Below are 12,729 nucleotides of genomic sequence, written 5' to 3'. Positions count from 1 at the left end.
GCGTCAGAAGGGCGCGGGATCGTATCGACTCCAGTCCTGTCGTATGCGTGCGTGTACAACGCGGCAATGCTCGAGATAGGCCCGCCTCTTCTCTGCGAGCCTCTTCCTTGCCGAGTCCGTCGAGGCAGCACGGAAGTCCGCGAGCGTCGGGGGTGCGGATCCGCTGTAGTCGAGTTCCCATCGGGTGGGTTCGGACAGGGACGTCACCTTCCCTGAAGACCGCTTCCGACGTCGGCTGCGACCCGCGTGCGATCCGATCGAGAAGTCCGGCAACGTGATCGAGCGCAACCCGAGCGAGTTCGACCACAGAATCACCCCTCCGGCAACCATCGCCGCCGACCACGTTTTCGAGGTCTTCGCCTGATGATGGAACACGCACACCGGTTGAAGATTGGTCACGATGGTCCAACCTCCCCGCCGCGGATCGTCTTGGTCGAACGGCACCAGATGATCGATCTGGCACCGCGCCGACGGCACGTCGCAACGGGGGAACGTGCACGTGCGATACGCGGCCCGAACGACAGCAGCGACGCGGGCACTGGGTCGATAGGTCACCGCAGCCTGAGATGGACTGCGCTCCCCGCCGTGGCCGTCGGGAAAGATGCCCCGAGCACGCTCGGGCTTCTCGGCAATCCATGCGAGCCACCGCGCGACCAGCCCATCGCGGACAGACTCCTCACCCAGCACAGGGGCTGCGGGTGAATTCGCGCAGTCACCTGCCCCGCGTATCGACGGAAGCTCGCCGGCAGCGCGCACGCGCCCGATGACCACCACTCGACGTAGCAACGAACCGGTCGACAACCGCACGCCTGGGTCCTGACCGCTACCCGGGTGCTTACCGCTGCCCGGGTCTCGACCGCTGCACTCACCGCGCTGCGAGCCTCCACCGCTGTCCGGTTCTTCTCTGCGACGGTCGTCCTGGTCGCCGGTGCCTGGACCCGCATCGTCGTCAGGACCGGCATCGTCGTCAGGACCGGCATCGCCGTCGGAACCGCCATCGCCCTCGGAACCGCCATCGCCGTCGGGACCGGAATCGCCGTCAGGGCCGGAATTGCCATCAGGATTCACGTCGTTCGGGTCACCGTCATCCGGCCCTCTGCCAGACGGTCCTCCACCTTTCGGGTTACCGCCCTCAGGGCCGTCGTCGCCCTCGTCGTCGCCCTCGCCCTCGTCGCCCTCACCGTCGTCGCCGTCGTCACCGTCGTCGCCGTCGTCGCCGTCGTCGCCGTCGTCGCCGTCGTCGGAACTGTTTCCCTCGGGTTTGAGCATGTCGACCAACTCGGTCAGCATGGCCTGCCATTTCGCGTCGGTGGCGACGATGCGCGCCACCTCCGGATCGATGGGCGTCCCGTCCGCCAAGGACGCGGGATCCGAGGACAGTCCCAGCAGCGTCTCCACCGCCACCACGATCTGAAGGAGATGCCCGCGCCGAGGAGGGAGATCATCGGTGCCACCCGCAACCGGGCAGTCGTCGCCCAGATCGCACTGACAGGCCAGCGAATGTTCGCCGTGTAGCAACGCCATCAGTCCCGCCGCCCGCAGCATCCGCGTCGACCGCGGATCGTCCTTGCAGACAGTCCCCACAATCTCGACGATGAGCGCATCCGCTTCGGCCGCCTCGAGATGCGTGATTTTTGCGATGAGCGACGAAATACCGCCGGGACCGGTGCGGTCGATCCGCACTCCGACTTCCTCCGACTTCGCGGTCTCGCGAGCCTGCGCAGCGCCGTCCGGATCGGCCCTCATCCACAACCGCCAGATTCGGTTCCGCAAGGCCTGCGGACGCATTCGGCCCCCTGCGGCGCAGACCTCGTATTCGATTGTCGAGATGGTCTCGTCACTGGCGCGATGCAACACCGAGGTTATGGTGACTACCGTCGACCAGTCGAAGCTGCCGGTCACGAAACGCAAGGCCGTCAACGGCATTCGATGTAAACGCTCGGCGACATCGTGCATCACCGACGCATCGCGACGCGTGCCGGTCATCGTCACGGCCAAGTCGCACAAAGCGCCGCGAACGGTCTCGCCAGGGTCCCCACCGTCGGATTCGGCAGCCTCCAACCGCATTTCGAGCACGTCGCAGTACGCCAGGACGGTCCCCGCCCGGGCAAGATTCTCCTGGACACGGCTGAGCGCGATGACATCGAGAAACCCCGCAATACAGTCATCGACCGACGGCGTCTCCACCGCTCCCCACCCCCCCGGTATCGAACATGTATTCGATAGTACGAGAGGGGTCCGACAAGAAAATTCGATTCGGTGACCGAGTTCGGGCCGGTATAACGGCACCATGCGCAGCTACTCGATTCGTGACATCCGGCCCGGCGACGAGCAGCAGATCGGTACAGCACACGTTGCGATCTGGAAGGCAACGTATGCGGGAATGATGAACGGTGCGAAGTTGGATGCGATGAGGCCCGCGCACCGCATCCATCGGTGGGAGCAGATCATCGCCCATCGCGACGAGTCGTCGGCGCGCGGAGTTCGCACCCGATGTGCAGTCGACGTCGCCGACTCACGCATTGTCGGCTTCGCGACCGGAGGACCCCCGCGCGACGAAAATCCGCCCGCGCACAGGGAATTGTGGTCGTTGAACGTTCTTCCCGAACACCACGGCACCGGCATTGCACTGACGTTGATGAACGACGCACTAGGTGAGGACACTCCAGCTGCGTATCTGTGGGTGGCCGCGGCCAACGAGCGCGCGATTGCCTTCTATCGCAAGAACGGGTTCGAGCTGGACGGCGAAGCCCGCTTCGACCCGACGTGGGAATGCCACGAGGCGCGCATGGTCAGGGCTTGACGGGTGGTTCGTTTCTGGATCGGTCGGAGTTCGCGTTCTCGGGATTCAGCACGACGTCGGTCACCACAGGCGTCGTCTCGACAGCCCGATCGTTGGAACGGACAGCCACCGTGTTCGGCAGGAACGCATCGAGGGCGCGGGGCGTGATCCACCACAGCAGGGCCGCGAACAGGATCAAAATGTTGATCCACTGCAGCACCGTCGCCGAATTGTCGGACGGAATCACCCGGTCGAAGACCTGGATGTTCATCACGAATCCATGAATGAGGATCAGGACCCACAATCGCCGATATCGGTAATACACCCACACCGCCGCAGCGCCCCATATGGCTGCCCACAGGAATCCGCCGCCGCCGAAATACAGGTACAGGAAGCCCCGCAACGTTGCCGACAACCCCATGATCGCCCAGATCGGCATCCTGCCCACCAACAGCAGAACCGGAAGAGCCACCAGAATCGGCTCTTCCCTCAGACCGACAGCGAGCGCCGAAACGACTGCAAGCCAATCCGATTCGACAGAGGCAGGGATAGAGAACCCGAACCGAACGATATTCAGTCGCGACAATACGAGCACTATCGCCGACGCCGCGCCGATCGCAGCACACCAAGTCAACGCAGCCTCGCGCGCGGAGCCATGCCGCAGAGGCAGCACCGCCGGCAAAGTCCGTCGCCGTGCGAGATACACCGCGCCGATCGCGATCGCCCCCACAACGACCTGCAGGGCGCCGACCGCGAGATCGGTCCACTGATCGTGCATCGTGAGGATCGGTGCCGGCGCATGCGGCTCACGAAAACGCCACAGCGCACCCACCAAGCCGATGAAATACACGACGACCCACCCGACCACCAGAGCGAGCGCCAGAGCAGCCGTACCGGTGACAGACAGCGCCCGCCTGCGTGATTCGTCACGGAGACCCGAGTCGGCATCGGTCGCCATCAAGTCACCACCATTCACTCATCGCCGCATACTGCCCTGCGTCTCGCTATTGCCAACGGGCCTCTCACACCACCGAGACCGTAAACTCCGGACTTGTCTATCACGCACGAGGCCAGAATTCAGTACCGCGCACTCACGGTGACGTATCCCGAGCAACTCACGGCCGACGAGGTACGTCGGTTGTTGCGCTCTTATCTGGAGCCGCAGTCCTGAGCCGAGTCCACGGGAAATTTGCGGCCGTAGAGCCACCCGATCACCGCGACGACGGCGCCCGCGGCAGCGATCGCGGCCAATACCGACCCGAAGCCCGATGCCTCGACGACCCGCCCGACCACCAACGGTGCCAGCAGAAATCCGGCACGCGAGATCAGCGAGACGGTCGAGATCGCCGCAGCCGACGAGACGCCGGGAAGCCGTCCGGCCAGGCTGAACACGATGGGAAACAGCGGACTCGAACCCAGGCCGGCGACCGCGAATGCAGCGATGACCAATACAGGCACGTCGACGGCGAGGACCGACAGCCCCGCGATGCCCGCAAATGCGACCGCAACCAGCGCTGCGCCACCCGTCAGTACCGACGACGGTCCGAACCGATCGACGATCCGGTCACCCACCAGGCGTCCCACCAACATGGCCACCGAGAACGCGACGAACGCCAGACCGGCAGCACCAGGACCGGCACCCTGCTCGGCCGTCATGTACACCGCGCTCCAGGACTGCGGGAAATCCTCCATCAGGCCGGCCAGCAGAACCACCGCGCCGAGCATGGCCAGCGCCGCAATCGGACGGCCGACGGCCGGCTGAGGAGTTGGGCCGTCGGCGAACTCATCCGGCCGCGCATCCGGACCCAACAGACCCCGGCCGACCGCCGCGAGCGCGAGAACCAGCACCACGGCGACGCAGGCGAAGTGCACTGCGACCGGAAGGCGAGCACCCGCGGCCGCAGAACCCGTCACTCCGCCCACCACCGCCCCGACGCTCCACGCGGCATGAAAGCCACTGAGCAGAGACCGACCGGCCCGCTCCTCGACGAGAACTCCCTGGGCGTTCATGGAAATGTCCATCACCGCGTCGGCCCCGCCGAGCAGGACCAGAGCTGCCAGCAGCGTCCACCACGACACCGCCACAGCGGGAAGCACGAACGCACCGCACAACAAGAGTCCCGACCCGAGAACAGCCCACCGACTGCCGAACCGGTGTACCAGCACGGCGGCAACGGGTGCTGCGGCAAGCCCGCCGACACCGACCCCGGCGAGAGCGAGACCCAGCGTGGCTACATCGATGGACAACGAGTTCTGGATCTCGGGAATGCGGGGTGCCCAGTTGGCGAACACCGCGCCGTTGACGAAGAAGACGATCAGAACGGACAAACGAGCACTGGTTTTCGGGCGGCCCATAGTGCCGCGAGCCTATCGTTGATGGGACTACCCAACCCGTTACTCGAGGTAACGTCGATGGGATGCATGTGTCCGACCGCCTCACCGACCACGTTCCCGAACGTTGGCTCGCGCCCCTCGTCAAGCACGCCGAGGCGCTGAAGTTCCTCATCGTCGGAGCAATCACCTTCGTCGTCACCGTCGTGCTGTTCTTCGGCTTGAAGTGGACGATCCTGCAGGACAAGCCGGTGACAGCCAATGTTCTGGCCGTGCTGATCGCGACGATCGTGTCGTACGTTCTCAACCGGGAATGGTCGTTCACTGCCCGCGGCGGACGACGTCGCCATCACGAAGCAGCGCTGTTCTTCGCCGTCGCCGGGACCGGTCTGGCCATCAACCAATTGCCGCTCTGGGTGTCGAGTTACGTGCTGGATCTGCGCGCTCCCAACGTGTCTTTCATCACCGAGAACATCGCGGACTTCGTCAGTGGCTCCATTGTCGGCACCCTGCTCGCCACCGCCTTCCGGTGGTGGGCAATGCGGAAGTTCGTTTTCCCCGAGCCGGTGAACGTCGTTCCCGACGAGGTTGCCCTGACCGTTTACGGTGGACGGCATGGCGACCACTAGGACTCTCGTGCTGATGCGGCACGGAAAATCCGGCTACCCCGACGGCGTGCCCGACCACGAGCGGCCACTGGCTCCACGCGGCCAACGGGAAGCAGGACTGGCGGGAGCCTGGATCACCGAGCACGTCGGCTCCGTCGACGCCGTGTTGTGCTCGACGGCTCTGCGGACTCGCGAGACCTTGGCCGCCACCGGCCTCGGCGATGCACCCACCCGCTTCGAGCGAGACATCTACGGTGGTTCGGCCGACGAAATCATCGACGAAATCAAACTGGCGGACACTTACTTCGACGACGTGACCGTCTCGACACTGTTGGTCGTCGGGCACGAGCCCGGAATTCCGTGGACGGCACTCGAACTGGCCGTCGACGACGACACCGACGTGGCCCGCGAAGTGCGACACCGCTTCCCCACCTCGGCGATCGCTGTGCTGACCACCGAATGCAGCTGGGCCGAGCTGGCAGCGAGTACCGCCACGATCACCGAATTCTGCATCCCCCGCGCCGATTCCGACGGCGCGTAGACCCGACTAACGGTTCCGGAGATACAGGTAGCCGGCACCGCCTGCGGCGATCAGCAGAATCAGCGCGGCGGGAAATCCGAGAAGCCACCACACCACCGCGAGCACCACCAATGCAGGTGCGGCGGCAATCAATGCAATACCGGGATTCTCGCGAACCGTTTCCAGCGCGGACTGTGCATGGACTCTGTCGATCTTCTTGCCTGCCATCGTCGACTCCCGGGTTTCGTATGCCGTATATGCGTACTTCCACTGTAGGTGCACCCGCAGCGGGCTACCTACGGTCGAGGACAGCAAGCGTTGCTGTGGACGAATAGACCAGCCGATCGCCGGACTGCGTCACCCGCGATCCCAGGTGACGATTCGATGCGTAGGGGTCCGGTGTCGGCTCGATCTCTGTACGCCGACGGGTCGAACCATCGTTCAGAGCGATGGACTGTACGACACCGCCTACCGAGAAATAAGCGAGACCGTCGATGGATGCGGTGATCGGATAGTAGTCGCCGGGGTCGTCCTCCCACCGGACGGACCCGGTTCTCAGATCGAGGGCCGTCACATGGGCGGTTCCAGGTGCACGCACGATGACAACATCACCGACGACCGCTACTCCGTTGGTGGAGGCCAACAGTGGGCTCGACCAAGCGAACGCTCCAGTCGTTCGCTCGAATGCGGTGTCACCGACGATCATCGGTAACGAGAGGTCGGCTGGGGCGTCGATCTCAGGATAGGGATAGATCGGCGTCGGTGATCTGGCAACGATACGGCCGTTGGACGCCACTGCCGCAGTGCCGGTGAACGATTCGGACTGCGAGCACACCGCCTCGGTCATGATCACCAGTGCAGGTTGTATCCGGTACGGCTGTTGCACACACCTGTCGGGGTACCCCCGATACCAGGTGATGACCCCGGTGACGGAGTCGAATCCTATTGCCGTCGAACCGAACCGGCCCAGTCCGTAGGTCCCGTCGACAGTGATGGCCGTCCCCCGTGAAGCCGCGTAGATGGCGACGCCGGGGAACTCGCTGATCCAGTCGCGGTCGAGATCGTCCACCGAGCCCTTCCGCAGCTGCGGCGTGCCCTCGTAACCCTGCGGTGTCACGGTGGAATTGACTGTGTAGACCGACGCACCGTCGGTCCCGACCGCGAGCACATGCTGCGGCGTTCGGATGGAACGGCCTTCACCGGTCGTGGCGTCGATCAGAACGATTGTCGAATCCAGCTCGACCGAGTCGACGCCCGAGACGCAGATCAGATTTCCGAGCAAAAGTCGGTCGGCGCACGCGTCCACTCGAACGTCGTCACGTCGCCATACGGTGGATCCGTCCGACGCGTCGAGCCCCACGATAGCCGGAGCGTCGAAATTGCCATTGGAGGGATCGGGCAGCCCAATTGCCGTGATGTACACGTCACCGGCATCGATGAAAGCTGCTGCGCTGGAATAGCCTTGGTTCCCCGCACCAGGATCACGAAATTGGGCGAACTTTCGACCGTAGACCTCCTCGGCCGACCTCGACCACTTGACCTCCGGCGGAAGCGGAACCACCGAGGGCGTCGGGTCCGCAGATTCCGGAGCCGTCGCTACCGTCGGCGGAGCGTTCTCCTGCACGACGATCAGGGCAGCAACGATACTTACGACTGCGGCGGTGCCCGCCAGCCACACGGGCCACCGGACGCTCACAAGTCCAGCCCCGGTGCAGTCGCGATGGACTCCAGGTTGGCAACGGTGACGAGTTCGCCCGCCGACGTCGACGAGATACGAACGCGAGTGCCCGACGGCCGCGTGACAGTCACGGTCCTGCCACCGCGCTTCGTTCGCTCGGAGATGGATCCGTCCGGCAGGCGAACCGTATCGACCGACCGATCGACATCCGGGTCGTACTTGTCGGCGATCTTCGGAAGTGGCTGCCCACCTGTGATCGACACGTTCACAACACCTCTCGAGTCGGGGCTGACGATCGTGCCGGTCGTGCACAACGTATCGACCGAGAAGGCCACGCGCCGCATCGACGTCATCGGCTGGTCGAATGCAACGACGGCCCGCAGAGCGCGGATACGAGCATGGTCCAGGGCACGACCGAGGCGGTCTGCATCTGCCGCGGTCACCGGCGGCCCATCCTGCACCCCTGCCCGCGTGCCGCACGGGGGCGGTTCCGACCGGGTTCCGCGCGGTATCGGTGCGTCGATGCGAAGATCGCTCCTCGACGCCATCGACACCAGGTCGTCCATCGACAGCGCCTCATCCGCGGACACGAATTGAGTCGCCTGAATCTGCAGGTTCGTCCCGTCGGGCGCATACGCAGACACCGACCTGATGACCGAAGTCCTCCCGGAACCTTCGCTGATGGACTCCGACACGTCGATCACCGTGCCGTCTCCCAGCACCTGTCTGCTGTCCAGACTGCCACCGACGCAGGGCGGCACGCCGTATGTCTGCTTCGAGATGGTGACGGTGATGTCGACGCCCCGGCCGTGTCGAATGAGCAATCCTGCTGCCTTGCTGCCCGCAAACAACGATGGGTCATCCACCGAGCTGTCGGAGGACGGCCCTTGAACGGGACCGAAACGAAGCGCCGACTCCGTGCCGAACGCACTCGTTCCGGCCGATGGAAACTCGATATCCGTGCCCGCCGGTAGCGCCGCCGCTAGAGCGTCGGACAGGGCGGTTGCCTTCCGCCCGGAGAACCACGGGTAACGGGGATTGTCGTAGGACTCTTCCAAGGCCTGATAGAACGCAACGGCTCGCCCGTCCGGGGCCTCGACCACGTCGCATCCAGGGATCGTCGCCGACGAATCCCTCGGGGAAAAAGACTCTCCAAGAGCGTCGGTCGATCCTGGGGTCTCGGGGATGTCGATGTCCCCGGCAATCGGCGCACGGAGGCCCGCCACGATCACTCCCAGTGCGATGACTGCAACCGAGACGAAGACCCAGAACATCTTGGGTTGACGCCCTAGGGCCCGGAGGACGATCACGCCGGTGAGCCTAGCCGCCTGCCTGGTGTGGGGGCAGTGCTAAGGCTTTCTGTGGACCACCGCGTCGTACGTCCGAGTGCACGTGGTGATCTGGGCCTGCCGCAACGGGCTGGTGAGCAGCTAGCCCTATCCGAACCCTAAGCCGCCGAACGTTCCTCGTCGTCAGATGTCTCGCTGTCCGATGTCTCGTCGGCAAGTTCGAGCATCGACCCGGATTTGTCGGTGTACTGGAAGTGCGGTCGCTTGTCGCCGATGTACGACGTCATCCACGAGACCACTGCAACGTAGCGGTTGCGGAAGCCCACCAGGTACATCAGGTGCACCGCGAGCCACATCAACCACGCGATCGGTCCGGACATGTCGACCTTGCCGAACAGTCGAGCCACCGCACTGAATCGGCCCACGATCGACATGCTGCCCTTGTCGACATACTTGAACGGCGTTCCCGCGTCGACCTTTCCGATGATCGTCTTGGCTACGTGGCGGCCCTGCTGCATCGCGACCGGCGACTGTCCCGGCAGCTTGTGCAGCGAGGTCACGTCGCCGATCGCGTAGATGTCCTTCGCGGTACCGACGGTGAGGTCGTCGTGCACGAGCAACCGACCGGCCCGATCGGTCTCGCACCCGGTGCGCTCGGCGATCGTCGCCGCCAGCTCACTGGCCTGAACGCCGGCCGACCAGATCACGGTCTTGGCCGGGTAGGTGCGCGAGGTCTTCGTGTCGACGTCCTGCACGGTCACAACGTCGTCGGCGATATCGGTCACCATGGCACCGGTGACGACGTCGACGCCCGACTTCTCCAGCTTGGTGCGGGCATAGGCACTGAGCTTGCCGCCGAAAGCGGGGAGTACTTCTTTCACACCGTCGACGAGGGTGACCGTGACGTCGTCGGGTCCGATATCGGGGAACGAGCCGGCGAAGTACCGGTGCGCGAGATCCCGGATCTGGCCGGCCAGTTCGACGCCGGTCGCGCCTGCACCGACGACCACGAAGCTGAGCAGTTCCTTGCGTACGTCGAAATCGGTGGTCTGGTGCGCCTTTTCGTAGCAGCTCAGAATCTGCTCACGCAGGGCGATCGCGTCGTCGACGGTCTTGAGCGCGAAGGTACGGTCCTTGAACTCGTCTCGGCCGAAGTACGCCTGAGTGGCTCCGGTGGCGACGATCAGGCGACCGAAACCGATGGTGTGGCGTTCGCCGCCACCGACGTAGGTGACCTGATGGCTCTCGGGATCGACGTCGACCACTCGGCCCAGACGCACATCGGCCGAGTCGTACTGCGCGAGAATGCGCCGGATCGGCGGGGCGATCTCGCCCGTCGAGATCATCCCGGTTGCTGCCTGGTAGAGGAGCGGCTGGAACAGGTGCTCGGTGGTGCTGGAGATCAGAGAGAACGTCACACCGGCCTTGCCCAGAGCCTTGGCCGCGGCCAACGCTCCGAATCCCGAACCCACGATGACGACGTCGTACGTTTTCACAGCACTTCCCTTTCCGAGCACACATTTCTTGTAGATCGAAGAACTACCTCCATGAAACTCCGCCGTTCCTGCGCTATCAACGCGAAAGTTGAAATAGCATCCATGAGCAGAACTCATGAATGGAGGTCGCCGTGGAGCTGCGGCAACTGAAGTACTTCCTCGCGGTCGGGGAAGAACTCAACTTCTCCCGTGCCGCCGAGCGGTGCTACGTCTCGCAGTCGGCGATCAGTCTGCAGATCTCCAAGCTCGAACGCGAGATCGGTGAGCCGCTGTTCGAGCGCACCTCACGCACAGTCCGATTGACAGTCGTCGGAGCACAATTGGTGTCCATCGCCCGCCACATGGTGGAGCTCGAACAGGCAGCGTTGGCGCTGACGACCAGGCGTCGAAACCAACTCCGCCTCACCGGAAACATGACGTTCGCCGCGAACGCCATCTCGGCAATCGTCGCGGTACGCGAACGCCATCCCGACGCCGAGATCGACTTCGTTCTCAAACGATTCGCAGAACAGATCGAAGCGGTGACGTCGGGTGACTGCCAGGTGGCACTGATCCGCGGCAGCGTCGAACGCTCCGGTCTGCACGTCACCGAACTGTGGACCGAGGACCTCGTCGTCGTCCTCGCAGAGGGCCATCCCCTGGCCGGGGAACCCAACCCGAGCCTGAGCCAGCTCGCCGAATACCCACTGCTGCTACCCAAACGAAGCGAGCAGATCCTGTTGCACCGCGTCATCGAACGCGAGATGAAACGCAGTGTGCTTCCACTGACCTTCGGTCCGCCGGTGGCGTCCGATCACACCGCGAGCGCCGAACTGCTCAACCACCCGCAATGTTGGTCGATCCTCTACGCCAGCACGGCCGAGAGCACACCCAAAACCGGCCTCGTCTTTCGCACCGAGGCCGACCGTCGGCTGCGACTACCCGTCTCGGCAGTGGTCGACGCGACCGTGCCGGCCACCGACATTCAACGCGATCTGGTTGCCGCGCTGGCCGATACGGCACCGGCCCAGCCGACAGCTCCGGTTCAAGAAACAGCGCCGGAGAGCTGAGCGAAAGCAGCGTCCGCGGCGAACAGTTCGGCCCGGTCGAACGTCGACGTGGAGGCCATGATCTCGTCCGCTCCGGTGCGCTCGATCAGCTCGTCGAGCCGGGGCCGGACCTGCTCGGCCGTGCCGAGGATGGTTGCGTCCAACGAGGATTCGATCCGATCCCGGGTGCGCGGCGTCCACCGCGTTTCGTCGATCGACGAGGCGGGTTCGAGCGCCGGAAATTCGCCCTCGCGCCGCGATCGCGCCATCGCCCATGCCTCCGGGAGCGCGAGACGGCGCGCGTCTGCCGCGTCCGCGGCGATCGTCACATCGAGCGAGACGGTCACGTACGGCTCCGACAGTTGCGAACTCGGCCGAAAGTGCTTGCGATACAGCCCCAATGGGTCGTCCCCGCGCAGTACCGGGCCACCGACGACCACCGGCAGCCCGGCGCGGGCGGCGACCTCGAGACCGGCACCGGTCGCGAGCACGAACATCGGCGGCGGCGCGGTTGCCGGCCGCGCGGTCACAGGACCGGACCCGTCGAGATACGACCGCAGTTCGGCGACGTCGGCCTCGAACGTATCCGGGGCGTCACGGTCTCGACGCAGGGCAGCGCGCACCGGCTCGGTGAACCCGAGCGACCGCCCGACGCCCAGGTCTACCCGACCCGGAAACAGCGACTCCAGCATCAGAAATTGCTCGGCCACGATCAGCGGTTGATGGTTGGGCAGCATGACCCCGCCGGATCCGACGCGAATGCGCGATGTCTGCGACGCCACCGCCGCTGCGAGAACAGCAGGCGCGCCCGAAGCGATGCCGGGTACCGCATGATGCTCGGCCACCCAGAACCGGTGCAGCCCGAGCTTTTCGGCGTGCACGCCGCGTTCGACGGTGTGACGGAGCGCTGCGGCGTCGTCGACGCCTGCCCTCGTGCGGGATCGGTCGAGCAGTGAGAAGAACACATCAGCTGCAACCGGCGATGCGTCGGGCATAT

At 64.8% G+C, this 12,729-nt stretch carries 12 protein-coding genes; 4 read left to right on the top strand and 8 right to left on the bottom strand.

What is annotated here, in order from left to right; all coding sequences use genetic code 11:
- Positions 1 to 3 precede the first annotated feature (3 nt).
- On the bottom strand, positions 4 to 2,187 hold the full coding sequence (locus tag AB0P23_RS15465) for a DUF222 domain-containing protein (protein WP_363798097.1): 2,184 nt from the start codon (positions 2,185 to 2,187) through the stop codon (positions 4 to 6).
- A 103-nt stretch (positions 2,188 to 2,290) separates the two neighbouring features.
- Here AB0P23_RS15465 and AB0P23_RS15460 point away from each other — a divergent pair, with 103 nt between their 5' ends.
- A complete protein-coding gene (locus AB0P23_RS15460) occupies positions 2,291 to 2,803 on the top strand; it encodes a GNAT family N-acetyltransferase (RefSeq protein WP_363798095.1) in 513 nt (170 codons plus the stop codon).
- Here AB0P23_RS15460 and AB0P23_RS15455 read toward each other — a convergent pair.
- Both AB0P23_RS15455 and AB0P23_RS15450 read right to left on the bottom strand, forming a co-directional pair.
- Complete coding sequence (locus AB0P23_RS15455) at positions 2,793 to 3,740, bottom strand: CPBP family intramembrane glutamic endopeptidase (protein ID WP_363798092.1); 948 nt, start codon at positions 3,738 to 3,740, stop codon at positions 2,793 to 2,795. The genes AB0P23_RS15460 and AB0P23_RS15455 overlap by 11 nt on opposite strands.
- Positions 3,741 to 3,931: 191 nt before the next feature.
- Positions 3,932 to 5,137, bottom strand: coding sequence for an MFS transporter (locus tag AB0P23_RS15450; protein ID WP_363798090.1), 1,206 nt, complete (start codon positions 5,135 to 5,137; stop codon positions 3,932 to 3,934).
- 62 nt (positions 5,138 to 5,199) lie between these two features.
- On the opposite strand from AB0P23_RS15450, the gene AB0P23_RS15445 reads away from it, so the two are divergent.
- A complete protein-coding gene (locus AB0P23_RS15445; RefSeq protein ID WP_027498197.1) occupies positions 5,200 to 5,742 on the top strand; it encodes a GtrA family protein in 543 nt (180 codons plus the stop codon).
- Positions 5,729 to 6,262 (top strand): histidine phosphatase family protein, encoded by a 534-nt coding sequence (locus tag AB0P23_RS15440; protein WP_032390682.1) that lies wholly within the window; start codon positions 5,729 to 5,731, stop codon positions 6,260 to 6,262. Before AB0P23_RS15445 ends, AB0P23_RS15440 begins: the two co-directional genes overlap by 14 nt.
- 6 nt (positions 6,263 to 6,268) lie before the next feature.
- On the opposite strand, the gene AB0P23_RS15435 is transcribed toward AB0P23_RS15440, so the two are convergent.
- From AB0P23_RS15435 to AB0P23_RS15420, 4 genes are all read right to left on the bottom strand, one after another.
- Positions 6,269 to 6,469 (bottom strand): membrane protein, encoded by a 201-nt coding sequence (locus tag AB0P23_RS15435; RefSeq protein ID WP_027498199.1) that lies wholly within the window; start codon positions 6,467 to 6,469, stop codon positions 6,269 to 6,271.
- Between the two features lie 64 nt (positions 6,470 to 6,533).
- A complete protein-coding gene (locus tag AB0P23_RS15430; RefSeq protein WP_222067820.1) occupies positions 6,534 to 7,937 on the bottom strand; it encodes a PQQ-binding-like beta-propeller repeat protein in 1,404 nt (467 codons plus the stop codon).
- Positions 7,934 to 9,229: a hypothetical protein gene (locus AB0P23_RS15425; RefSeq protein WP_283541867.1), complete on the bottom strand. Its 1,296-nt coding sequence runs from the start codon at positions 9,227 to 9,229 to the stop codon at positions 7,934 to 7,936. The genes AB0P23_RS15430 and AB0P23_RS15425 overlap by 4 nt, the downstream gene beginning before the upstream one ends.
- A 137-nt stretch (positions 9,230 to 9,366) precedes the next feature.
- Positions 9,367 to 10,704, bottom strand: coding sequence for an NAD(P)/FAD-dependent oxidoreductase (locus tag AB0P23_RS15420; protein WP_032375511.1), 1,338 nt, complete (start codon positions 10,702 to 10,704; stop codon positions 9,367 to 9,369).
- A gap of 131 nt (positions 10,705 to 10,835) precedes the next feature.
- On the opposite strand from AB0P23_RS15420, the gene AB0P23_RS15415 reads away from it, so the two are divergent.
- On the top strand, positions 10,836 to 11,753 hold the full coding sequence (locus AB0P23_RS15415; RefSeq protein ID WP_363798085.1) for a LysR substrate-binding domain-containing protein: 918 nt from the start codon (positions 10,836 to 10,838) through the stop codon (positions 11,751 to 11,753).
- Here the strand turns inward: AB0P23_RS15415 and AB0P23_RS15410 are convergent.
- Positions 11,729 to 12,697 (bottom strand): MsnO8 family LLM class oxidoreductase, encoded by a 969-nt coding sequence (locus AB0P23_RS15410; RefSeq protein ID WP_176458525.1) that lies wholly within the window; start codon positions 12,695 to 12,697, stop codon positions 11,729 to 11,731. The two genes, AB0P23_RS15415 and AB0P23_RS15410, sit on opposite strands and share 25 nt — an antisense overlap.
- Positions 12,698 to 12,729: the final 32 nt, after the last annotated feature.

This window comes from Rhodococcus sp. NPDC077669, assembly GCF_040686915.1.
Taxonomy (GTDB): domain Bacteria; phylum Actinomycetota; class Actinomycetes; order Mycobacteriales; family Mycobacteriaceae; genus Rhodococcoides; species Rhodococcoides fascians.
This window is presented reverse-complemented; position numbering and strand designations above follow the sequence as displayed.